At 68.0% G+C, this 22,694-nt stretch carries 24 protein-coding genes and 1 pseudogene; 15 read left to right on the top strand and 10 right to left on the bottom strand.

Annotated features, from left to right (window positions below; genetic code table 11):
- The first annotated feature begins 14 nt into the window (after positions 1-14).
- Together D1409_RS14705 and D1409_RS14700 are read left to right on the top strand one after the other, a co-directional pair.
- Positions 15-869 (top strand): ATP-binding cassette domain-containing protein, encoded by an 855-nt coding sequence (locus tag D1409_RS14705; protein ID WP_123537748.1) that lies wholly within the window; start codon positions 15-17, stop codon positions 867-869.
- Between the two features lie 5 nt (positions 870-874).
- The gene (locus tag D1409_RS14700; RefSeq protein WP_123537747.1) at positions 875-2,572 is read left to right on the top strand and encodes an ABC transporter permease; all 1,698 of its coding nucleotides are present in this window, start codon (positions 875-877) and stop codon (positions 2,570-2,572) included.
- A 394-nt stretch (positions 2,573-2,966) separates the two neighbouring features.
- On the opposite strand, the gene tgtA is transcribed toward D1409_RS14700, so the two are convergent.
- From tgtA to D1409_RS14680, 4 genes are read right to left on the bottom strand one after another with little or no spacing between them, the layout of a single operon-like run.
- Positions 2,967-4,439 carry a tRNA guanosine(15) transglycosylase TgtA gene (gene tgtA, locus D1409_RS14695; protein ID WP_123537746.1) on the bottom strand — a complete coding sequence of 491 codons (1,473 nt, stop codon included), beginning with the start codon at positions 4,437-4,439 and terminating at the stop codon, positions 2,967-2,969.
- A 45-nt stretch (positions 4,440-4,484) separates the two neighbouring features.
- Positions 4,485-4,919 (bottom strand): type II toxin-antitoxin system VapC family toxin, encoded by a 435-nt coding sequence (locus D1409_RS14690; RefSeq protein ID WP_123537745.1) that lies wholly within the window; start codon positions 4,917-4,919, stop codon positions 4,485-4,487.
- Entirely contained in the window at positions 4,916-5,191 is a 276-nt protein-coding gene (locus D1409_RS14685) for a hypothetical protein (protein WP_123537744.1), read from the bottom strand. Before D1409_RS14685 ends, D1409_RS14690 begins: the two co-directional genes overlap by 4 nt.
- A 43-nt stretch (positions 5,192-5,234) precedes the next feature.
- Positions 5,235-5,783 carry an NUDIX hydrolase gene (locus D1409_RS14680; protein WP_123537743.1) on the bottom strand — a complete coding sequence of 183 codons (549 nt, stop codon included), beginning with the start codon at positions 5,781-5,783 and terminating at the stop codon, positions 5,235-5,237.
- A 92-nt stretch (positions 5,784-5,875) separates the two neighbouring features.
- On the opposite strand from D1409_RS14680, the gene D1409_RS14675 reads away from it, so the two are divergent.
- Both D1409_RS14675 and D1409_RS14670 read left to right on the top strand, forming a co-directional pair.
- Positions 5,876-6,364, top strand: a complete 489-nt coding sequence (locus tag D1409_RS14675; protein WP_123537742.1) for an NUDIX domain-containing protein — start codon at positions 5,876-5,878, stop codon at positions 6,362-6,364.
- Positions 6,365-6,454: 90 nt separating this feature from the next.
- Positions 6,455-7,681: a hypothetical protein gene (locus D1409_RS14670; RefSeq protein ID WP_123537741.1), complete on the top strand. Its 1,227-nt coding sequence runs from the start codon at positions 6,455-6,457 to the stop codon at positions 7,679-7,681.
- A 53-nt stretch (positions 7,682-7,734) separates the two neighbouring features.
- On the opposite strand, the gene D1409_RS14665 is transcribed toward D1409_RS14670, so the two are convergent.
- Positions 7,735-9,030, bottom strand: coding sequence for an outer membrane protein assembly factor BamB family protein (locus D1409_RS14665; protein WP_123537740.1), 1,296 nt, complete (start codon positions 9,028-9,030; stop codon positions 7,735-7,737).
- A gap of 272 nt (positions 9,031-9,302) precedes the next feature.
- On the opposite strand from D1409_RS14665, the gene D1409_RS14660 reads away from it, so the two are divergent.
- From D1409_RS14660 to D1409_RS14650, 3 genes are all read left to right on the top strand, one after another.
- Complete coding sequence (locus tag D1409_RS14660; RefSeq protein WP_123537739.1) at positions 9,303-9,512, top strand: hypothetical protein; 210 nt, start codon at positions 9,303-9,305, stop codon at positions 9,510-9,512.
- A gap of 645 nt (positions 9,513-10,157) precedes the next feature.
- Positions 10,158-10,760: a dTMP kinase gene (gene tmk / locus D1409_RS14655; protein WP_123537738.1), complete on the top strand. Its 603-nt coding sequence runs from the start codon at positions 10,158-10,160 to the stop codon at positions 10,758-10,760.
- Between the two features lie 185 nt (positions 10,761-10,945).
- Entirely contained in the window at positions 10,946-11,266 is a 321-nt protein-coding gene (locus tag D1409_RS14650) for a hypothetical protein (protein WP_123537737.1), read from the top strand.
- Between the two features lie 95 nt (positions 11,267-11,361).
- Here the strand turns inward: D1409_RS14650 and D1409_RS14645 are convergent, their stop codons facing one another.
- Positions 11,362-11,712: a hypothetical protein gene (locus D1409_RS14645; RefSeq protein WP_123537736.1), complete on the bottom strand. Its 351-nt coding sequence runs from the start codon at positions 11,710-11,712 to the stop codon at positions 11,362-11,364.
- Between the two features lie 235 nt (positions 11,713-11,947).
- Here D1409_RS14645 and D1409_RS14640 point away from each other — a divergent pair, with 235 nt between their 5' ends.
- Together D1409_RS14640 and D1409_RS14635 are read left to right on the top strand one after the other, a co-directional pair.
- Positions 11,948-13,033 (top strand): thiamine pyrophosphate-dependent enzyme, encoded by a 1,086-nt coding sequence (locus D1409_RS14640; RefSeq protein ID WP_123537735.1) that lies wholly within the window; start codon positions 11,948-11,950, stop codon positions 13,031-13,033.
- Positions 13,034-13,190: 157 nt separating this feature from the next.
- Positions 13,191-14,471, top strand: a pseudogene (locus D1409_RS14635) (RNA-guided endonuclease InsQ/TnpB family protein).
- Positions 14,472-14,482: 11 nt separating this feature from the next.
- Here D1409_RS14635 and D1409_RS14630 read toward each other — a convergent pair.
- Entirely contained in the window at positions 14,483-14,713 is a 231-nt protein-coding gene (locus tag D1409_RS14630; RefSeq protein ID WP_123537734.1) for an Lrp/AsnC family transcriptional regulator, read from the bottom strand.
- A 213-nt stretch (positions 14,714-14,926) separates the two neighbouring features.
- On the opposite strand from D1409_RS14630, the gene D1409_RS14625 reads away from it, so the two are divergent.
- Positions 14,927-15,607 (top strand): potassium channel family protein, encoded by a 681-nt coding sequence (locus D1409_RS14625; RefSeq protein ID WP_123537733.1) that lies wholly within the window; start codon positions 14,927-14,929, stop codon positions 15,605-15,607.
- 1 nt (position 15,608) lies between these two features.
- Positions 15,609-15,839 carry an Lrp/AsnC family transcriptional regulator gene (locus D1409_RS14620; protein WP_123537732.1) on the top strand — a complete coding sequence of 77 codons (231 nt, stop codon included), beginning with the start codon at positions 15,609-15,611 and terminating at the stop codon, positions 15,837-15,839.
- 39 nt (positions 15,840-15,878) lie between these two features.
- Here D1409_RS14620 and upp read toward each other — a convergent pair whose 3' ends face one another.
- Positions 15,879-16,559: a uracil phosphoribosyltransferase gene (upp, locus tag D1409_RS14615; RefSeq protein ID WP_123537731.1), complete on the bottom strand. Its 681-nt coding sequence runs from the start codon at positions 16,557-16,559 to the stop codon at positions 15,879-15,881.
- Positions 16,560-16,680: 121 nt separating this feature from the next.
- Between upp and D1409_RS14610 the strand changes: the two genes are divergently transcribed.
- A complete protein-coding gene (locus D1409_RS14610) occupies positions 16,681-17,127 on the top strand; it encodes a universal stress protein (RefSeq protein ID WP_123537730.1) in 447 nt (148 codons plus the stop codon).
- Positions 17,128-17,191: 64 nt separating this feature from the next.
- Here the strand turns inward: D1409_RS14610 and D1409_RS14605 are convergent, their stop codons facing one another.
- Both D1409_RS14605 and D1409_RS14600 read right to left on the bottom strand, forming a co-directional pair.
- Positions 17,192-17,890 (bottom strand): DJ-1/PfpI family protein, encoded by a 699-nt coding sequence (locus D1409_RS14605; protein ID WP_123537729.1) that lies wholly within the window; start codon positions 17,888-17,890, stop codon positions 17,192-17,194.
- 87 nt (positions 17,891-17,977) lie between these two features.
- Complete coding sequence (locus tag D1409_RS14600; RefSeq protein WP_123537728.1) at positions 17,978-18,175, bottom strand: hypothetical protein; 198 nt, start codon at positions 18,173-18,175, stop codon at positions 17,978-17,980.
- 125 nt (positions 18,176-18,300) lie between these two features.
- Here D1409_RS14600 and D1409_RS14595 point away from each other — a divergent pair, with 125 nt between their 5' ends.
- From D1409_RS14595 to D1409_RS14585, 3 genes are all read left to right on the top strand, one after another.
- Positions 18,301-18,618: a hypothetical protein gene (locus tag D1409_RS14595; protein ID WP_123537727.1), complete on the top strand. Its 318-nt coding sequence runs from the start codon at positions 18,301-18,303 to the stop codon at positions 18,616-18,618.
- A 47-nt stretch (positions 18,619-18,665) separates the two neighbouring features.
- Complete coding sequence (arcS, locus tag D1409_RS14590; protein WP_123537726.1) at positions 18,666-20,492, top strand: archaeosine synthase subunit alpha; 1,827 nt, start codon at positions 18,666-18,668, stop codon at positions 20,490-20,492.
- A 169-nt stretch (positions 20,493-20,661) separates the two neighbouring features.
- Positions 20,662-22,662: a hypothetical protein gene (locus D1409_RS14585; protein ID WP_123537725.1), complete on the top strand. Its 2,001-nt coding sequence runs from the start codon at positions 20,662-20,664 to the stop codon at positions 22,660-22,662.
- Positions 22,663-22,694: the final 32 nt, after the last annotated feature.

The raw sequence follows: 22,694 nt of genomic DNA, 5'->3' as shown, positions 1-22,694 counted from the left end.
CCACGGAGCAAGCCATGTCACAGACAGAGTCAGACTCGGAATCGGAGACGGGAGCGCCCGGAGGACGAGAGCGGCCCGACGCGACCGGCGACGCCGTCGACGAGGACGTCGTCCTCCGGACGCGAGACCTCACGAAGTTCTTCGGCGCCATCGAGGCCGTCAGGAACGTCAGCATCGACGTCAACGCCGACGAGGTCCTCGCCATCGCCGGCGACAACGGCGCGGGCAAGACGACGCTCATCAAGATGCTCTCGGGCGTCCTCCGGCCGACGCGCGGCGAGATCTACCTCCGGCAGGACGGCCGCCTCGTCGAGCAGTACTTCTCATCCTCGAAGGACGCCATGGACGCAGGCATCGCCACCGTCTACCAGGAACAGCACCTCAGCCCGAACGCCAGCGCCGCGAGCAACATCTTCCTCGGGATGGAACCCCTGGAGCCCGGCCCCGCCGGGTGGTTGTTCCGCCGCGTCGACCGCGAGACCATGGTCAGCGAGAGCCGGTCACTGCTGAACGACATCGGGTTCGACTTCGACCCGCGCTCGCCCGTCAACGAGCTCTCGGGCGGCCAGAAACAGGCCGTCGCGGTCGCGCGCGCCCTCATCAGGGACCCGCCGATCATCATCCTCGACGAGCCGACCTCGGAGGTCTCGACGACCGGGACGGACAAGATCATCGACCTCGTGCGGGGGATCCCGGACGGCGAGAAGTCGGTGATCCTCATCTCGCACAAGATCGACGTGGTCGTCGACGTGGCCGACCGGATCGCCGTCATGCGCGACGGTGAGATCGTCGACGTGCTCCACACCGGGCGCGACGACGTCGAGCGCATGGACATCGTCGAGCGCATGCACCGGGAGCGGGAGCGCTGATCGCCGTGGCGACCGAATCACCCGGCGTCCGGCGGCGCGTCAGTTCGACGGCCGCGTCGGTGTTCGACCGGCGGGAGGGGAGCGTCCTCGTCGGCCTCATCGCCATCTTCCTCGTCGGCGTCTACATCGACGCCTCCCGGTTCCTCCTGCTCGACAACATGGCCCGGGTCCTCCGGTCGGCCGCCACGACCGCCATCATCGGCTACGGGGTCGCCCTCCTCATGGTGACCGCCGAGTTCGACCTCTCGGTCGGGTCGATGTACGGCGTCTCCGCCGGGATGGGCGCGATCCTCATCGGCGGGAACGCGTTCGGCTTCGACCCCCTGTTCGCGGTCCTCGTCGTCCTCGCGTTCTCGGTCGTCTTCGGGATCACGCAGGGGCTCGTCGTGACGAAACTCGAACTCCCGTCGCTCATCGTCACCATCGGCACGCTGACGCTGTTGCGAGGCGTCCACCGGATCCTGCTCGGCGGCACCACTGCGTCGGCGGGCAACGTCGGCCTCCTGAAGTGGCTCGGCGGCCCGATCATCATCGCCGACCTGCCGTTCATGAGCGGCCCCATCCTGTACCAGATCCCCTTCCTCCACGCCGAGACGAAGACCTTCGGACAGTTCTCGATCCTGATCGTCTGGATCTTCGTCCTGCTGGGCGTGTTCCACTACATCCTGCACTACACGCGCTTCGGCCTCCACGCCCGCGCCACCGGCGACAACATCGACTCCGTCGAGACGACCGGCATCGACCCCGAGATCGTCAAACTCGGCTGTTTCGCCCTCTGTTCGCTGACGGCCGCCTTCGCCGGCCTCGCCTTCCTCGGCCGCTTCGGCTCCGTCTCGTCGGGGAGCGGGAACGGCCTCGCGCTCGTCGTCATCGCCGCCGTCGTCCTCGGCGGGACGAAGCTCACCGGCGGCGAGGGGTCGATGGTCGGCGTCCTCTTCGGGTCGCTCGTGCTCGCGACGGCGAACAACGTCCTCGCCCTTGCCGGCCTGAACGTCAGCGGCTGGCAGGGCGTGATCACCGGCGGGTTCATCATCGCCGCCATCGGTCTCGACGCCATCCTGAAGGGGTTCAGTTACGACCTGCTGGTGTCGTGGTACGCGGAACCGCTCCGGAACCTGCTCGCGTCGCCGCGCGGGTTCTTCCGCACCCGGGCCGAACAGAAGACGACCGACGACACGTTCGGCTTCCTCATGCTCACCATCGGCGTCGCCGCCGTCGCGACCAACCTCGTCGCTGGCGTGCTGGGGAACCCGGCTGTCTCGTCGGCGATCGGACTCGACGTCGGGCAGTTCAAACTGTTCCTCCTCGGCGGCTGGCCTGAGACCGTCGCGCAGGTGTACCTCTTCCTGATGGTGGTGACGCTCCTCGCGGCCGCCGCCGTCGAGGTGGCGACGCAGGTCCTCGACAGCACCGGCGACTACGAGGACACCCTCGCCAGCGTCTGCTACGGGATGGCTCCGGCACCGCTGTTCGCGATTCCCATCGTCCTGCTCGGGTTCGACATCTTCTTCGTCGCCAATCCGGTCGTCTCCGCGCTCCTCGCGTCCGTTCCGGTACTGCTCCTGATCGGGTGGGTGACGTACGCCGGCGTCGTCGAAACGCACGATCTGAGTCGGGGACAGGGAACGCTCGTCGTCGGTGCGACGTACGTCGCCTGGCTCGTCGCCGCCGGGGTCGTCGCAGTCGGCCTCTCGACCGCGTGAGTCTGTTCTGGTATTGCCGGTTCGAAAGCGAATACAACGACCCGCTCGCTACGAGTTACTACGACAGCAGACAGTACCGAGCCCCGAAAGCCCTCGACCCGCTCGCGGTCGCTACGCGACATATCCTCGCTCACTCCGTTCGCTCGGATAGTGGTCGCGTAGGCGACTGCACTACGTCGCGAGCGAGTCTCGCCCTTTCAGTCCACCGAGGACCACACTCCACAGCACCGCACCACACACCTCCCCAACCGATTCGCTCCCTACGGTCGCTCATCCCTCGCACGGCTACGTCGCGCGCATGAAAGCGCGCCAACGTCAGAGCAAGCTCTGACGGCCCTCGGAATCGCAAGCGATTCCGAGACGACAGCGCGCGCCACGTGGATCGTTGAATGGTCTACTCGTCGCCGAGGGCCCACAGTTCGACGCGTTCGGGGACCTCGCTGAGCGCGCTGTCGGGCCAGCGGTCGTGGGCGAGCGTGAACGCGGTGTCCGGGTGGGCCTCGACGAGCCGGCGGACGCCCGCGGCGGCGGCCTCGTAGGCGGGCGAGTCGAGTCGCTCGGGGATCTGCGCGGTGAGCGGGTAGCCGTCGGCGAGTTCCGTCGGGAACGGGCCAAAGGGCGGCTGGACGTTCCAGCACTCGTCGAAGTCGTCGGCGTCGTTGCCCTCGGTCAGGAGGACGGAGTCGCCCCGCGGTTCGAGGCGGTCGAGGCGCTGGTGGTGGCGCAGGACTTCGGGGCGCTGGGCGCTCTCGCCGGAGAGGTGGAAGAAGGTGTCCTTGGAGACGGGGTCGGTGCGTTCGAGCTGTGCTGCGTGGTCGAGCAGAGCGCGGTAGCCGTCGAGCATCGCCGGGTGGCTCCGGGCGCGCGCCTCGACGAGTTCCATCAGGCTCCCGCGGCGGATGGCCTGCTTGATCGTCCTGAGTTCGCCGAAGGAGACGTGGAGGTTGTGCTCGGCGAGCAGGCGCTCGCGCTCCTGGGAATCGTACCCGCGGAGGTCCTCGGGCGTGTGGCTCGTACAGACCGGACAGGAACAGGGGAAGTACTCCAGGTCTTCGAGGTGTTCGGTGGTGCGGACGGTCATGTAGCGGTCGTCGCGGGCGTAGATGGCGTAGGCCGCCGAGTCGAACAGGTCACAGCCCAGCGCGACGGCGAGGGCGAACATCATGGGGTGACCGGCGCCGAACAGGTGGACCGGCGCGCTCTCGGGGAGGCCGCGCTTGGCGGCGGTGACCACGTCCACCAGGTCGGCGTAGCGATACTCGTTCATCATCGGGACGACCGCGCCGACGGGGAACACGTCGAGTCCCGACGCTGCGGCGTGGGCGCCCGCTGACTCGCGCAGGTCGGGGTAGGTCGAGCCCTGGACGGGCGCGTTGACGAGCATCTCGCCGGTGTCGACCTCGGCCGCCGCGCCGAGGCGCTCCTGCGTCGTCGCGAGTTCGTCCTCGGCCTGCTCGCGAGACACGTCGGGCGGCGTGGGGATATCGACCGGCGTGCCGATGTCCGAGCCGATGTCGTGCTGGAAGTTCAGGATCTCCTCGTTGGTCACGTCGATCTCGCCGTACTCGGCGAGCTGGAAGGAACCGGAGTCGGTGACGATCGCGCCCGAGAAGTCGAGCAACTCGTGGAGACCCTGCTCCTCGACGGGGTCACGCAGGTCCTCGCTGCCGTAGAGGACGTAGCTGTTGGTGATGAGTATCTCCGCGCCGAAGTCGGATTCGAGTTGCGCGGGCGTGACGGTCTGGAGATGCGGGTTGATCACCGGGAGGAGCGCGGGCGTCTCGACCGTGACGCCGGCGCGCGGGACCTCCAGTTCGCCCAGACGGCCGGCGGCGTCGTAGCGGTCGACCTCGAAGACGTCTGCCATTGCCCGCGATATCCGGCCGGCGGGCCTAAGGGTTGTGTTCGGTTGCTATCCGAGATCCACGGGATCAATCCGGTCGACGATGCCGTCGAAGTCGTCGTCGAAGCTCAGCACGGAATCGAGACCTCGCTCCTCGACTACGGCGACCGTCGTAGCGTCTGTAAAGCTCAGCTCCTGGTCGTCGTATCGTTCGAATACGTCGACAGATCGTTGGAAGAGCCCTGGGTCCACGTGTTCGAACGAGAACACATCAGCGAACTTCCCGTCCCCGCGGATCCGCCGACCAATCGACTTTGCCGCGTCGAATTGACCGCTACGCTTCAACGTCAGCGTCACCGTCTCGTCGTAAATATAGTCGCTTACGAACGGTTGCCCGTGTCTGCCGCGATAGATCGCGTTCATCGCGGCGTCGGCAGTCTCGTGCCGAGGCGCGCCCTCGTCGTGATCCGCGTATAGAACACCGGTGTCGACAACGATACTCATCCGTAGAGGATGTCGTCGATGTCTTCCTCGCGGGTCTCGGTCCCGGAATCGAAGGTGCCCTCGTTCATCCGCTCGATCTCCGCCTCCGAGAGCGGAACCTTCGTCTCGCGGAACGAGTCGACGAACGCCGATTTCGACTCGTAGGCGTCCTCCAGCAGGGTCGCCATTATCTCCTGCTGTGTGACTTTCTTCCCCGTTCGCAGTTTGATTTCGGCCTGTAGCTCCTCCAGGATCGACTTCGACTCCTCGTCCATCTTGACCGCTGTCGCCATATCTAACAGTAGCGTCTGAAACGTGGTTAACTTTTCTACCAGATTACTCCTCCCCGAACAGCGCGAAGTACAGCACCCCCTGCATCGACCGGCCGTCGCGCAGGGCGTCCTCGCGGGCGGCCTCGACCAGCGCGTCGAACGTCGTCGTCTCGACGCGGATGTCCTCGTTGTAGTCGAGGTCCTGCTCGCCCGTCTGCTCGCAGTCGCGGGCGACGAAGTAGTGGAAGACCGCGTCGGCGAAGCCGTTGGCGGGTTCGACGGTCGTGAGGTGCTCCACAGTTCCGAGTCGATAGCCCGCCTCCTCTTCGAGTTCGCGCGCGACGCAGTCGACGGGGTCGGCGTCGTCAGATTCGATGCTCCCGGCAGGGAGTGCGCGGTTCACGCGGCCGACCGCCTGGCGCCACTCCTCGATGACGACCACGTCCCCCTCGGCGGTGAACGGGAGGACGACGACGCTCTCGCCCTCCGAGAGGTAGTCGAACTCGGCCTCCTCGCCGTTCGGGAAGCGCACGGTGTCGGTGACGACGTCGAACCCCTCACAGGTGTAGGACGTTCGGCTGTCGAGGGTCTCCCACGCTAGCTCGTCAGTCATATCGGAGGGGGCGGCGCCACCGAGTTAGCGGTGTCGGCTCCCCGCCTCTTCCCGTTCGCAATCCCGAAGGCGCGGGGGCGCGAGCGACGACTATGGACGTCCGCGACGAGTTCATCCCCCAGGAGGAGTTCGCGACCGTACTGAATCGCGTCCCCCAGACCTGCGTCGAGGTCGTGCTGGAGCGCGACGGCGAGGTCCTGCTCGCCCATCGAACGAAAGAGCCGGCGAAAGGCGAGTGGTTCTGGCCGGGGAGTCGCCTCTACAAGGGCGAACGGCTGGACGACGCCGCCCGGCGCGTCGCCCTGGAGGAACTCGGCGTCGACGTGACCGTCGAGGGGCGAGTCGGCGTCTACGAGCACTTCTGGGAGGCGTCGGCCATCGACGGCGTCGACTCACGACACACGGTCAATATCGTCTTCCGCGTCCGCCGGACCGACCCCGACCAGTCGGTCGAACTCGACGAGCAACACGACGACTACCGGTTCGTGACCGGCGACGAGGACGGACTGCACGAGTACGTCCGGGAGTACCTGGCGGATCTGGATCTCGACGGCGACGAACGCGACGACGGCGACGACTGAGACCGGGCCGGCCGCCGAGGCCGGGCCGACGACTGAGACCGGGCCGACGACCGAGAGCGGTCTTTTCCGTCCGGCGCTCGAACGCGTGGTATGGGAAACGCGACGGCGACGGCAGTGACCCGTGGGTCGTCGGAGGGCGACCTGACCGTCGACGCGGGGTTGCTCGTCGCACCGTCGCCGGAGTGCGACGCCGACAGGCTGGGGTCGTTCGCGGCGACCGTCGCCGACGAGGCGAGCGCGGAACTCGAAGCCGCGACGGAGGCGGACTGGCAGTTCTACGAGGAGGAACCGGAGCCGCTCTCCGACCGCGACCCGCGCCGCCCCTCGGCGTTCCTCGACGAGGCGGCCCTGCGGATGGTCGAAGGGCCCTACGACCTGCTGGTGGTCGTGACGGACGCGCCGCTGCTCGCGCGGAACCGCCGCCGCGTGGCCGGGCTGGCGTCGCCGCTGAGTCGCGTCGTCGTCGTCTCGACCCACCGACTGCAGGTCGGCGGCCGAGACCAGCCCCGCCGGTCGCTGGATGCCGCGGCCGTCCACCACAACGGCGCGACCGTCCTGCTCCACCAGATCGGACACGTCCTCGGAGCGAGTCACGACCCGTCCGGTGGCGTGATGGCGCCGTACGAGTTCGACCCCGACCGGTCGGGCGTCCCGTCGTTCGACGCCGACGTGAGTCGGTATCTGGAGCGGGTCGCGAGTCGGATCCCGGAGGAGTCGGTCGAGTCGCGGAGCGTGGCCGGGCTGGTCGGCTTCCACCTGACGAGTACGGCGCGGAACTGGCGGCAGGTCGGGCGGGCGCTGCTGACGAGTCGGGCGCCGCTGCTGCCGCTCTCGCTACCGAAACTCTCGACGGCGGCGGTCGCGCCGGCGCTGATCCTCGTGTTCAGCGCCGAGACGTGGGACGTGGGGATGAACCTCGACAACGTGACTGCGGTGTCGTTCGCCGCGGCGAGCGTCCTGCTGGCGGCGGTGTACCTCGTCTTCTCGCTGAGTCTCAACGTCCCGCGCGAGCGCCGCGGCGTCGTCACCGAGCACGTCGCGCTGCTCAACGTCGCAATCCTCGGCATCCTCGTGTTCGGGATGCTCGGCCTGTTCGCGCTCGTCGGGACGATAATGCTCGTCATCGAGTTCGTCGTCTTCCCGCCGAACCTGATGACCAACTGGCCGAGCCTCGAAGACCCGGTCGTGACCGTCGTCGACCTCGTTCGAACCGGCGGGTTCATCGCGACTATCGGCGTCCTCTCCGGCGCGCTCGCGGGCGGACTGGAGGACCGGACGATCCTCCGACAGCTCGCGCTCTTCCGTCCGCGGCCGTGACCGGCCGGAACGAGCGGACAGCCGCCGAGAGAGGCTGCCCCGGTCCCGCCCGGTCAGTTCCCGCCGGCCGAGACGACCTTGTACAGCCCGCCGGACTGCCCGCTGGGAGTCGAGTCCGTCCCGTCGCTCTCGCCGTCGCCGTCGAGATACTCGCTCGAGGCGCGGTCGGTGAAGTAGACGGCGCCGTCGGCGACCAGCGGCGTGCTCGACACGACGCCGACGCCCTCGACTTCCCACACTTCCTCGCCGGTCGCCTTCTCGACGGCATAACAGCTGTGGTCGTACGACCCGACGAGGACGTGCTCGCTCGTGACCGTGGGACAGCCGATGAGCGAGCCCCCGGTGTCGAAGTTCCACTGTTCGCTGCCGTCTGCGAGATCGAGCGCGTACAGCCGCGAGTCGTGCGTCCCGACGTAGGCGGTCCCGGTCTCCGCCTCTATCGAGGGCCCCGACATCACCATGTCGTCGGGTTCGAACGTCCACTCCTCGCTCCCGTCCTCGAGCGCGACGCGGTACACCGTCTCGTCCCACGACCCGAACAGGGCGCTCCCGTCGTGGGTCGCGATGGGCCCCTTGATCGCGTCGCCGGTCTCGAACTTCCACTCGAACTCGAGGTCGGGGTAGGTCCACGCGTAGAGGTAGCCGTCGTTGGAGCCGACGACGAGTCGGCCCGCCTCGCGGTCGATCGCGCACGTCGAGTGGGGGTGGTTGGTCACGCGCTGGTCCTCCCACTCCACCTCGCCGGTGACGGCGTCGACGGCGAACATCGCGCCGCTGGGGTCGTAGTACTCGACGGCGATGTACACGGTGCCGTCGTGATACCCCGGGCTCGACCCGATGGCGTCGCCGAGTTTCGTCCGCCAGTACCCCTCGCCGGTCTCGAGGTCGAAGGCGTACAGCGCGCCGTCGTACGCGCCGATGTACACCGCGCCGTTGGCCACCGCGGGCGTGCCGTGGATGCCCCGCGTGGTCTCGGCGACGCTCGCCGTCCAGACCACCTCGCCCTCGGGGGTGACTCGACGGATCTCCCGGTTGTCCCCCGGGACGACGACGTCGCCGCCGGGCACTTCGACCGGACTCGCCTTCGCCGCGGTGTGGTCGCCGGTGTTGATATCGCGGAGCGTCCACTCGACCTCGGGGTCGGTCGGGATCGTCGCGTCCGGGTAGACCCCCTGTCGCTGGATGCCGCCGCGGAACTCCGTCGCGGCGAACGTATCGAGCGGCCCGTCGTCCGTGTCGATCCGGCTGTCGACGCCCTGCGAGGGCGCGGCCGCACAGCCGGCGAGCCCCGTCGCCACGCTCGCCCCCGCCGCGCCCAGGAACGCCCGTCGTGAGAACCGCTCGTCCATGGCCCGGTCATCGGCGGCGGGTGGTTTGACTGTTTTGGACGGACACCCGGTCCGTCCCGGAGACCGGGGTCCGTGCACCCGAGATGGGACCGACAGCGTCCATCGGAGCCGATGCGGCATTTCACCCGAGCGGTCGGCTCTCGTGACTCTCGGAGACGGCCTAATCCTATAGGGCGAACCCTCACCCGGCTACGGCGCCTCGGTTGAACCACATCGAAGTGCCGTCTGTGCCGTCCGTAGGCGACACTCGAACGGACACGGTCCAGAGACCAATGAGTGACAGAGACAACTCCAGAACGACCGCGAACGCGCACGAACCCGAAGTCGTCCCGCCCGAGAAGCGTCTCGGCCACGAACGAGGCACCGGCGACGACCCCGTCGTCGACACCGCGATCGAAGACGGGGAGGGCAACGAGTGGTTCACCGTCGGCAACGCGAACGGCGTCGTCTGCACACTCGACCCCGTCGACGTCGAGCCCTGAGCAGTAGTCCCGCGATAGACCGCCACAGAACCTCGATAGTCGCCCGACGGACGACGCGCCGGACTCGACAGAGAGCGAGAGAGCCACTCGTTCAGATAGACTACCGTCCCTGTACGGGGACGGAGCGCTGTCGGTGAAGTCGGGACCGCAGAACGGGTCGGGACCACGGAACGGGTCGGGCGTTCCGATCTGGACCCGGACGGGAGACGTTTTCCGCGTGCCATACGGCCGTTCCGGTGTTTTCTGGCTGTAGCCGGTTTCCCCGGCGTTGCCCTTCCGGGCTTTGGCTGGGCTTCCACCAGCGGTTGCCAGCGACCGGGTTCCCGAGCGTTGATTACCCAACATCCGGTAGTTGGCCTTCACGCCGGACCAGCCGGCTGGACCGGTTGCGGCACGCTTCGGTTCTCCTTCGAGGCGTTCATCTCGTAGCCCTCTTACGAGCCCTTCGATTTTGCCCCCAATCCGAGCGAGCCCATCCCCGTGGACGCACCCGCTCGGATCGTCCGATGTGTCCTCGTCGCGCCCTCGCCTTGGCATTCGTTAGCACGAATCAAAAACGTTGCGAATTGACACGATCCGTATCTCACAGGCAAGAGGCAACCGAGAGCCGAAGTCGTTTAGGTGAGACCTCCGAGACACACGGGTATGCTCGTCACGCTGGAAGGGCTGGACGGTAGCGGGAAGTCCTCCGCCGCCGCCCATCTCGCCGAGAGCGACGCTCTCCCCGACGACACCGTGTTCACGCGCGAGCCGACGGAGTCGTGGTACGGCGACGCGGTGAACCGCTCGATCGGCGATCCCGACGCGGACTCCGTGGCCGAACTGTTCCTCTACACGGCCGACCACGCCGACCACCTCGCGCGGACGATTCGCCCCGCGCTCGCCGAAGGTCGACTCGTGGTCTCCGACCGCTACTCGGGCTCGCGATACGCCTATCAGGGCGCGACGCTGGCCGACCATCCGAACCTCGACGTGGCGGACCCGCTCGACTACGTCCGAGAGATACACGCTCCCTTCACCCGGGACCCCGACGCGACTCTCTACCTCGACGTGGACCCCGAGACCGGTGCGCGCCGGGCGGGGTCGACCAACAAGATGGAGCAGGTCGAGTTTCTCCGGGCCGTCCGCGAGAACTACGAGCGACTGATCGACGACGACCCGGAGCGGTTCGTCCGGATCGACGCGACCCGCTCGCAGGACGCGGTGCTGTCGGACGTGGAGTCGGCGGTGCTGGAGTTGCTGGAGTAGCTCCGAACGCCGAAAACGCCATCGCCGCCACAAAGTACTTCCCTCGTCTGCTTCCTTTTCGGCCCGTGACACGATCTCCGCCGCGACGTGTCGTGATACTACTTGCCCTCCTCGTACTCTCGGCCGGCTGTCTCTCCGGCGGTCCAGCTGGAACGCAGACCTCGACACCGCCGCCGGTCGAACAGATGGAGAGTCAACCGGACCCGAACAAACCAGTACAGCTGGTGAACTCCTGGGATGAGATCGTCGAGATAGACGTTCGAGTGATCCGGGAAGCAACCAACGAAACTGTCTACAAGGGCTCCCATACGGTCGGCCCGGGGACCGACCCGACCGTCTACAACCTCGTCAAGGCGGACCCCGACGGAATCGAGGCGTTCACCACCGTCGTGACCGTTCGGAACGAGACTCGGCGGGTCACCATCGAAACGAACGAGTGCTACGCCGGTGTCCGTGCTGGCGTCTCGGACAGTGGAAAAGCGTTTGCCAGTTACGACATCTGTTAGACGGCTTTGCGGCCGCTAACTCGGGCCGACTTCGGCGAGGGGTCCTCGTCGAGAGCACACCGACGAGGGTCCAGAAGGACAGCGAATTTCGCGCCTCACCGGTTCTCGTAGCGACTGGGCCGTTCGTCGTCCCACCGCTCGGGGAGGTCGACCTCGTCGGGGGCGGGCATCCAGAAGTAGTCGAATGTGATGCCCGTGACCGTCGGGAGGAGGATGACGAGCGTGACGACGACGCCGGCCGAGCCGAGGTCGGGACCCAGCGGGAGGATGCCGCTGAGTACGAGCGTCAGCACGACGAGGACGACCGGAGAGATGACGGCGGCGTAGAGGAAGCCGCCCCAGCGAGTCGTCAGTCGGACGCGGAAAAAGCGCGTCAGCAGGGCGACGACGGCGCTGTGGACCAGCAGGATGACGGCCAGTTCGAGCGCCTCGACGGCAGTGACCATGCCCCCGCTTGGGACGGCGCGCTCTTTGAGGTGTCGACTGCGAGGCGAGCGTGATAGCGTCGTGCACGACACCGTGTGATGCGATCGGACGCCGACCGGCGCTCCCGTTCGCTCGATAGTGACGGCGAACAGCGTGAAGGCCCCGACGCGTTCGAGGGCTACGACTCGTCGTCACGAGCCCAGTCCCTCGGAGTCGACACAACGGCTTTGCCCCGTCCACACCAAAACCATCTCAATGCACCGCGTCATCGGCGAGCGGTCGCTGGCGGAGACGAGCGTCGACCCGGACCTCGCGCGCACGCTCCTGCGAGACGTGGTTCGCGCACGCGTCTTCGACCGGCGGGCGGTCGCGCTCCAGCGACGAGGGTGGATGAGCGGCTACCCGCCGTTCGAGGGTCAGGAGGGGTCACAGGTCGGCGCGGCCCACGCGCTGGCCGAGGACGACTGGCTGTTCCCGACCTACCGGTCGAACGCGATGCAACTCGCACGCGGCCGACCCGCGGCCGACGTCCTCCGCTTTCGCCGCGGCCACTCCGAGTTCGAACCCACCGACGCCGACGCTGACGCCGACGCCGACCCGGACCGTCCGACCGACGGTGGAACACCGGACCGCGGCAGCGCCACCTTCACGCAGGCGACGCCCATCGCGACGCACCTCCCCCACGCCGTCGGCGCGGGGATGGCTGCCGACCACTTCGACGACGACCGAGCGGTCTGCGCGTACTTCGGCGACGGCGCCACGAGCGAGGGGGACTTCCACGAGGCGCTCAACTTCGCCGGCGTGTTCGCGTCGCCGGTCGTCTTCTTCTGTGAGAACAACGGCTGGGCGATCAGCATGCCCGCGGAGCGACAGACGGCCAGCGACACCATCGCACAGAAGGCCCGCGCCTACGGCTTCGAGGGCGTCCGCGTCGACGGCAACGACCCGCTCGCAGTCTACGAGGTCGTCGGCGAGGCCCGCGAGTCCGCGCGGGCCGGCGAACCAGTGCTCGTCGAAAGCCTCACCTACCGGCAGGGCGCGCACTCGACGAGCGACGACCCCGACCGGTACCGCGGCGACGAGGACCTGCCGGAGTGGCGTACCGCCGACCCGCTGGAGCGCTACGCGGCGTACCTGCGCGAGGAGGGCGTCGTCGACGAGGCGTTCGTCGACGAGGCGCGCGAGGCCGCCGAGGCGGAACTGGACGAGGCGGTCGCGACAGCGGAGGCGACGCCCGACGACGGCCCGGGCGACGTGTTCGAGTACGCCTACGCGACGCCGTCGCCGCGGCTACGCGCACAGCGAGCGGAAGTTCTGGAGCGAAGTCGGCGCTCGGAGTGAGCGGCCGGAGAACGGTCAGCGTGACTCAAGATGGAGCCCCCGACCTCAAGTCGAGAGGAAACCGACACAGTACTACACCAACCACACTCGATAGCTGGCCGACTCCCCCACCGAACCGGTACTAGTATAAAAACATCGGACTTCGTCTGAAGTACGGATGGAGGTGCGTCGCACGGTTCCCGTCAAACTCGACGTGGCCGACAGCGACGCCAACCTCCTCCACGAAACCATCTCCGAGTTTCTGTGGGCTGCCAACTACGTCGTCGACTACGCGTGGCAAGGCGAGTACAAGACGACGAGCAAAGCCGAACTGCAACGCGAAACCTACGACGACGTGCGGGCCGAGACGCGACTCTAGGCGAATCTCGTCCAGAACGCTCGAAACAAGGCCGCCGACGCTGTCCAGAGCGTCGTCGCTCGATGGAAACAAGGTAACTACGCGGGAAAGCCCCACTTCACCGCCCCAATGATCGTCTACGACAGGCGGTGTGCAACATTCGACGACGACCACGCCACACTCTCGACCGTCGACGGACGCATCACCGCCGAGTACGTCCTCCCCGACGAGAGCCGCGAGACGCCCCACTCGAAGTATCTGTTCAACGACGACTACGAAGTGACGGGCGGGGAACTCCACTACCGAGACGGCGAGTTCTATCTTCACGTCCGAACAAAGGCGGACGTGGAGTCCGAGACTGCCGACTCCTCTGAAGGCAACGACGGGCACAGCACAGTCCTCGGCGTTGACCTCGGCATCGAAAACGTCGCCGTCACTTCCACGGGCACGTTCTGGAGCGGCTCGGAGTTGAGCCACTGGCATCGTGAATTCGAGAAGCGACGTGGGTCGCTCCAACAGCGCGGGACGCGGGCCGCTCACGAAACTATCCAATCAGTCGGACGCACGGAGACGGGTCGCTACGACCACTTCTTACACACCGTCTCGAAAGAACTCGTCGCAGAAGCCATCGAACACGACTGCGACGTGATCGCCTTCGAGAACCTGACAGGGATTCGTGAGCGGATGCCCAACGCGAAGAAGTTCCACGCGTGGGCGTTCGACCACCTGTTCGAGTACGTCGAGTACAAAGCCGAGATGTTCGGTATCACGACCGAACAGGTGAGTCCCGCCTATACCAGCCAGCGGTGTTCGAAGTGCGGGACGACGCTCCGTGAGAACCGCCTCACACAAGTGCAGTTCTGTTGCCAGAAGTGCGGCTACGAAGTGAATGCAGACTACAACGCGGCGAAGAACATCGGTCTGAAATATCTCCGCTCGGCGCAAACGTCGTCGGGCGGAGGCGCACCTGTAAACGTGCGCTTGAATCGCGGGACGTTGAACGTGAACGGCGATTACCAGCCTGCCAGCGATGGCCAGAACGGGAGTCCACGCGAAAGCCCCACCCTTAACGAAGCGAACGGCGAAGCCGTGAGCGAGTAGGGTGGGGTCGTTTACGCGAGGCAGATATAGGTCTTCGTGTCGGCGACGCCGTCGAGGTCGCGGAGGTTCGTCGCGACGCCGTGCATCAGGTCGTACACCTCGTCGCCGACAGCCTCGACGATGATGTCGTACTGTCCGGCGACGATGTGTGCCTCCTCGACGCCCTCTATGTCCCGGATCGATGCCAGGAGTTGCTCGGACTTCCCGGCCGCCGTCTTCACCATGATAAAGGCCCGCACCATCGTACACGGAACTTCTGCTGGACGCTCCAAAAACCTTCCCCCCAGCCGGTCGAACCCGCCGTAAATCGGTGGTTCGAGGCCCAGAACGCCGTGGATCCACACGAGGCCTCGCGGCGCGTCCGAGGAGGCGGCCGGCCCGTCGACCCTGGGGCACACCCCGCGGGGCCTGTCGCGGAGGTAACTTTATTCCCGCGCCTCGCCGTAAGGTGATGTATGCGATTCGTTATCGTGGGTGCCGGACGCGTCGGGCTCCGAACGGCGCGCGCACTCGAAGACAGCGGACACGCGGTCGTGCTCATCGAGCGCGACCCGACGAAAGTCGACCGCGCGAAAGCCGAGGGGTACGACGTCATCGAGGGGGACGCCAGCGACGAGACGGTGTTACTCTCGGCGGACCTCCACGACGCAAACGCGCTGGGCGCGCTGACCGGCGACCTCTCGACGAACTTCGTCGCCTGCATGGTCGCGAAACACCACGGCTGTCGCACAGTCCTCCGCATCGACGAGGAGTACCGCGAGGAGATCTACCGCAAGTACGCCTCCGACGTCGACGAGGTCATCTACCCCGAGCGACTGGGCGCCATCGTCGCCAAGAACGCCCTGCTGGGCGGGAACATCCGCGCCGTCGCCGACATCGCGCAGAACCTCCAGCTCGTCGAGCTGACGGTGACGAACGACTCGCCGATGCGCGGCTACACCCTGAGCGAACTCGAACTCCCCGCGAACACCGAACTGCTCGCGTTCGGGAAGAAAGGCGACGCGCTCACGATCCCCGACGACGACGTGTCGATGGAGGTCGGCGACTCACTCGCCATCCTCGCCGACTTCGAGAAGCTGGCCGACGTTCGCCAGCTGGTCGTCGGCGAGGCCGTCGCGGCCAGGGGAGGTGCCTGAGATGGTGCGCGCATACGTCATGGTCAAGGCCCACTCCGGCGACGCCGAACGGCTCAGAGACGAGATACTCGACGTCGACGGCGTCGAAGACGCGTACATCGTCGCCGGCGACGTGGACTTCATCGCCACCGTCTCCGTCGACGAGACCGCCGACGTCAAAGCCGTCTCCGCGACCCACATCCAGAGCCTGGACGGCATCGAGGACACCCAGACGTACGTCGCGATGGACTGACGAAGCGGGTGCGGCGGTCTCCTGTGCGGACGCTCGCCGCTACTCGGTCGTTCGGAACGCCCTGTCGCCGGCGTCGCCCAGTCCGGGCACGATGTAGCCGTCGTCGTCGAGTTCCTCGTCGATAGCGACGGTCAGCAGCTCCGCCTGCGGGACCGCTTCGTTCACCCGGAGGAGCCCCTCGGGCGCGCTCACGGCCGAGAGAACGAACAGGTGCTCCGGGTCGGGCTGGCCTTCCAGCACGCGCTCTAGGACGGCACACATCGTCGACCCGGTCGCGAGCATCGGGTCGGCGACGATGACGGTGTCCTCGGGTTCGATGTCCGGCAGTTTCACGTAGTCGACGGAGATGGGGAACTCGCCGTCGTCGTCCATGCCCGCCGCCTCGTCGCGGCTCGCGGAGATGACGCCCTGTCGAGCGCGCGGGAACGCCTTGAGCAGCCCCTCGACGAAGGGCGTCGCGGCGCGGAGGACGTTCACGATGACTACGTCGTCCAGTCCTTTGACCCGCTGGCCCATCGTCTCCGTGAGCGGCGTCTGGACGGAGACGTACTCGGTCTCCATCGCCCCGTCGATGATCTCGTAGCCGCAGATCCGGCCGAGTTTGACCAGTCCCTTCCGGAACGCTACCTGTTCGGTCTCCACGTCGCGAAGCTGTGTCAGCATGTCAGTCGCGAGCGCGTGCGTGATGAGACTCGCGTCACCGCGGTCTTCGATGGCCATACTCTCGATTGTGCGTGGCCACACCAAATATCCACCGTGACCGGCGAGGACGCCCGTCTCGACGACTACGACCACCTAAACGGTCGACACACTCACATGACGGGGGAGACTGACACGCCGCATGGCGCGATACGAGCGGATACTGGTGCCGACGGACGGGAGCGAGCCGAGCGAGACGGCGACCGAGCACGCCGTGGACCTCGCCGAGCGGTACGGCGCGACCGTCGACGCGCTGTTCGTCGTCGACGAGACCTACCCCGCGGTGAGTCACTGGGACATGGTCGTCGAGGCGGAGGAAGCGACCGGCGAACGGGCGCTCGACGCGGTCGCCGAAGCGGGCGAGGCGGCGGGCGTCGCCGTCGAGCGGCACCTCCGTCGAGGCGTGCCGTACGAGGTCATCGTCGACGCCGCCGGCGACTACGGCGCCGACCTGATCGTGATGGGGACGAACGGTCGGACCGGGCTGAGTCGAATCGCGAGCACCGGGAGCACGACCGAACGAGTCGTCCGGCTGACGACTGTGCCGACGCTCGTGGTCGGTGGAGCAAGAGCAGAAAGTCGGGGCTGAAACCTGGTAGGCGTGACTGAAACCGGGTAGTCGGGACCGAAAACGGGCGGTCGCGATCGGTTCGTCAGTCGCTCGCGGCGGCGGCGACGCCGAGTTCGTCGAGGAGCGCCTGGGCGGCGGCCGACGACGATTCGGGGCCGCGGGCGGTCAGGAGGTCACCGTCGACGGTGACGCTCGTGTCGGCGTCGAGTTCGGCGTCCCAGTTGCCGCCGGCCGCTTCGACCTCGTCCGCGACGAAGTAGGGGAGCTTTCGACCGTCGGGCATGCGGTGGTGGTCGTCGACGATGCCCTCCTCCCACTCGTTTGGGAAGCCCGTCACGTCGCGGCCGTCCACGAGGAACTCCCCGTCGGCGGTCCGCGTGAACGCCAGGATGCCGACGGCGTGGCAGACGACGAGCGCTTTCCCGTCCCCGCCGGCGACCGCGTCGCGGAGGAGCGTGCGGGCGTGCTGGTCCTGGTTGATGTCCCACTCGGTGCCGTGCCCGCCAGGGAAGACGACCGCGTCGTAGTCGTCGGCGTCGACCGCCGCGACCGGGTCGGGGTCGTTGAGTTCCGGGTGGTTCTCGTGGACGTCGAGGACCCGTTCTGCGGTCTCCTCGCCCACCTCGTCGGGGTCGACCGAGCGCTCGTCGACGACCGGCGGGTCGCCCGAGGGCGTCGCGACCGTCACGTCTACGCCGGCGGATTCGAGCGTCGTGAGCGGTTCCACGCACTCCTCTGCCCAGTACCCTTCCTCGCTGACGACGAACAGTGTGTTTGTCATTGCAGACACACTACGGGCGCGAGACGGGTAAGTGATCGTTCGCCCGACCGTCTTGCCGGGACTCGATTCGACGCGGTTGCGACCGCGTCACCGCAGGACCGCGAAGTACGTCACGACCGCGAGGAAGAGCGTCGCGACGGCGACGTTCGTCCAGGTGAACTCGCCGATGCCCGCCAGGTCGAGCGCGTAGACGACGACGAGGCTGAACACGAGCGACAGCAGGAGGTCGAGGACGAGCAACACGCGGATGTCGCCGTCCGAGGGCGTCTCGCCGTCGGTCGCCATGTGCACGAGCGCGGCCGCCGGCCCCTTAGCTGTGGGGGTCGACGGGACTGATCGTGAGGGGCGACGGAGATCCGCCCTGCACAGTCCCGGACAAGGCATACGGGCGTTCGGGCCGAACCGCGAGTATGCAACTCCACAACCGGGAGGGGACGGCGGTCGACCCGGTGCCGTGGTTCGTCGTCACTGCGGTCGCCTTCGCGACGATGTACTCCTTCGGGCCGATGTACTTCGCGGCGCTCGGGGTCGCGCTCCCGTACGGCGTCGCGCTCTCGACGGTCGCGTTCCTCGCGGCCGCCGGGGCGGCCTTCTACCGGCTGGTCTGGACGTTCCGACCGGCCCATCGCGCCGAGGTGCCGGTCGGCGACCGCTTCGAGCGGCTCGTCCTGGCGACGCTGGTCTGCGTCGGCGTCGTCGCGTTGCTGGCGCTGCCGCTTCTGGTGTAGCGCCCCGAGACGATAGGCTCATCCCGGCCCACCCCGACGAGCGACACATGACCGACTACTTCGAGGTCCACGAGCGCGACGGGGCGGCCCGTCTCGCCGAGTTGCGCCTCGACTCGCCGGTGACGACCCCCGCGCTCGTCACCGACGCGGACCGCGCGGACGACGCCGACGGGGCCGGCCAGGGCCCCGACGCCGCCCCCGAAGCGGGCGTCGCCCATCCCGTCCTCTCCGACCCCGGGAGCGGCTGGGCGACCGAGCCCGACGCCCCCGAGGGCGACGACTCCCGTCTCACGATCCTCCCCGCTCGCGGGTTCCCCGCCGGGACGCCCGACGAGGTACAGGACGCCTTCGAGCCGGAGTACCCCGACGTGGACTTCCCGAGCGCGGCCGTCGTCTCCGCGACGACGGCGACCGACCACGGCACCGACGCCTACGTCCTCTCGGGCGCCCACGGCCTCGCCGGCCACGCCCGGGCCTTCGTCGACGCGATGATCGGCGTTCGGGAAGCGATCCCGCCGGACACGGCGCTCTACCTGCCGGGCGTCGCGACGCCCGCCAACGTCGCGACGCTGGTGTACGCGGGGGTCGACCTCGTGGACGCCGACCGCGCCGTCGTCCGGGGGACGCAGGGCCGCTATCTCACCGTCGACGGTCACCAGTTCCTCGAAGACCTCGACGAACTCCCGTGTGCCTGTCCGGCCTGCCAGCAGCCCCGCGAGGAGTTCGACCGCGAGGACTGCGCACGGCACAACGTCAACGCGCTCGCCGCGGCGCTCAAGACCGTCCGCCGGCGCATCCGCGACGGTCGACTGCGCGACTACATCGAGGGGCAGGCCCGCCACGAACAGTGGCTCACCGCCACGTTCCGCCGCCTCGACCAGCAGTACGCCTACCTGGAGGAGCGCACGCCGATCCTCCGGCAGGCCGAGATCACCGCGGCGACCGAAGACACCATCCGGCGGGTGGAGATCCAGCGCTTCGCCGAGCGGGTCACCTCGCGCTATCGGAATCGCTTCGACAACCCGCTCGTCCTGGTCCCCTGTTCGGCACGGAAGCCCTACACGGACTCCCAGAGCCACGGGCAGTACCACGACGCCGTCCAGTGGCGCGCCCACAAGGTGTCGATGACCTCGCCCATCGGTGTGGTGCCGCAGGAACTCGAACTCACCTACCCCGCCCAGCACTACGACTCGGTCGTGACCGGCCGCTGGAGCGCCAACGAGATCGAGTTCGTGGCCAACGTACTGGAGCGCTATCTCGAACGGACCGACTACCCGCGCGTCATCGCGCACGTCCCCGAGGACTACCGCCCCATCTGCGAGCGCGTCGAGGAGTCGCTGGGTACCGAGTTCACCTACACCGTCGAGGACCACCCGACCACCACGGACTCGCTCGGGAACCTCGCCAGCGAGCTCTCGGGCGAGCTGAAGTACGGCAAGCGGGAGCGCCAGCACAACACCGTCCGCGCCATCGCCGACTACCAGTTCGGCGACGGGGCGGGCGACGCGCTGTTCGACGACCTGACGATCCGGGGGAGCCAGCCCGGGCTGCAGGCCCACGACGGCGACGGGAACCAGCTCGCGGTGGTCGTGCGGCCCTACGGGACGCTGGCGTTCACGCTCGCCGGCGCTCGCCGCTGGGTCGAGAGCGACGCCCCCACGAAACGCGTCGAGATCGACGACTTCGTCCCCCACGGGAGTGTGCTCGCACCCGGTATCGTGGACGCAGACGAGTCCATCCGCGTCGGCGACGAGGTCGTCTTCGAGGGACCGAGCGCCTTCGCCGTCGGCCGCGCGGAGATGACCGGCCCCGAGATGGCTCGCTCCTCGCGGGGCATCGCCGCGCACATCCGTCACGTCGACGAGCGGGACTGACCGAATTGTCCAGGTTCCGACCGGTTCGGCTCCGCGACCGCTATCGCGTTCGATAATCCCCCCGCAATAGTTATCTCGGGGAGCGAGGAAGTTCGGCCAACGTGACGCCGAGAGTCGGACGAGCGAACGACGGAGTCGGCGACGGGCGAGGAGCGGGGAGCGGAGGCGCATGAGCGGCGACTCCGCTCGCTCCTCGGGGCTGCCGTGGCCGGCCGAGCGCGAGCGAGTCGCCGAGTTCGGGGCGACGCTGACGCGGACGCTGTTCGGCGGGCGACCCGGGCTCGCGCTCTTTTGCGGATCGCTCGCGCTGTTCGTGCTGACGTGGCGCGTCGGCACCTTCTTCAACGACATCGGGCTGTACGAGGCGATGCTGCGGCGGATGGCGGACGGCCACCTCTCGTTCGGGCCGCCGGGAGGGCTCGACGAGGCCTACCCGGGCATGCACATCAGGGACGGCGAGGTGTACGGCCGCGGCTACGGCCTGGCCGCCCTCGCGCTCCCCGTCCTGTGGGGACTGGAACTGCTGGACCCGCTGGTCGAACTGCGCTGGCTCGTCGTGGTCGGCTGGAGCGCCCTGCTGGTGGCGACCGGCGTGCTCGTCGGCGAGCAGGTCGGTCGTCGCCGCCGCGGGCTCGCGGCCGGCGGCGCGCTCGCCGCGCTGGCACTGGTCGGCAACGGCTGGTTCTTCAAGCCGTTCGTGGTCGATCTGTCGACGTTCGCGCTCCAGCTGGTCACGATGCTGGCGAGCGCGGTGGTCGTCGTCGCCGTCTATCGGCTGCTGGCGGACAGACACGGGACGACCGTCGGTCTGCTCGGCGGCGCGACCGTCCTGCTGGGCACGCCGGTCGCCTTCTGGGCGACGACCCACAAGCGCCACGCGGTCGCCGCGATGTTCGTCGTCATCGCCGTCTACGCGTTCGCGCGCAGTCGACGCGACGAGGAGAGCCACCGCTCCCGGATCGCGTTCCGCGCCGGCGCCTACGCCTGTGCGGGACTGCTCGCCTGGGTCCACGCGCCGGAGGGGTTCACGCTGCTGGGGGCGCTCGTCGTCGTCGACCTCCCGACGGCGCGGCGCAACGACGCCTGGACGCTGGCCGTCGTCGGCCTGGCGCTCGCGCTCTCGCTGGTCCCGTACTTCGCGACGAACGCGCTCGTCTCGGGCAACCCGCTGCTGCCGCCGCACTTCCTCGATCCCTACAGCGGGGGGTCGCTCGCCGACCTGGCCGACGGCGCGGCGAACGGCGGTGAGGGTTCGGAAGTCGCGGGCGGCGGCGCGGCGGGCGGCGGCGCGACGGGCGGCGGTGCAGCCGATGGAACTGGATCGAGCGGCGGCGTGATCGCCGTGGCAGCGGGGGCCGTCGCCGCTCTCGTCCGACCGGTTCTCGACGGCGTCGACAGTATCGTCCCGCTCGCCCGGCGGGCGATAGGCATGTACGTGAGCGGGTTCGTGACGCTGTTCACCGAGCCCGGTCGGCTCTTCGACACCTTCGTCCGCTGGGGATCGAAGGACTACGACAAGACGACCCTCTTCTTCGACGGCGGGACGAACCTCTCGGTGCTCGAGTCAGCACCGGTGCTCGCGGCGCTGGCCGCGCTCCCGCTCCGTCGCCGGGTCGACGAGATCCGGAGCGGCGGGCGACGGCTCCGCGACGCCGCCGACCCGGTCGACCTGTTGGTGATCGTGACGACCGCGCTGTTCGTGTGCCTCTACATCAACAGACTCCCCGTGTTCGTCCAGCTCACCGTCCGGTATCTCCACCCGCTGTACCCGCTGGCGGTGTACGGACTGTTCCGGATCCCGCGGGTTCGATCGATACTCACGGCGCGGACGAGCGCGACCGTCCTGAGCTACGAGGCAACTCTTCTGTTGGGGGCACCGCTCTCCGTCGGCGCGATGTTCGTCTTCGAGACGACCAAAGGCGACGTCGTCCAGGCGCTCGGTCTCGCGTCGCTGGCCGTCGCGGCGGTGCTCGCGCTGGCGCTGCTTGCGAGCCCCCGCGACGAGCGGGCCGAAGCGGTGGCCGCCGGCGCGTTCGGCGCCGCCGTCGGAGCGGTCACGATATACCTCCTCCTGACGTCGTTCGTTCTCTTCCACTACGGCCCCTCGGCGTTACCGGCCGTGGACGTGCTCACCGGCGAACTCCGCTGGCTGACGATCACGATGCCCTGAGCCGTCTCTCGTCGTCCCGAGTTCGCTCCGCG

Origin of the sequence: Halosimplex salinum (assembly GCF_003730195.1) — an archaeon.
GTDB classification, from domain to species: Archaea; Halobacteriota; Halobacteria; order Halobacteriales; family Haloarculaceae; genus Halosimplex; species Halosimplex salinum.
The sequence above is the reverse complement of the archived record's forward strand: the minus strand, read 5'-3'. Positions and strand labels throughout refer to the sequence as shown.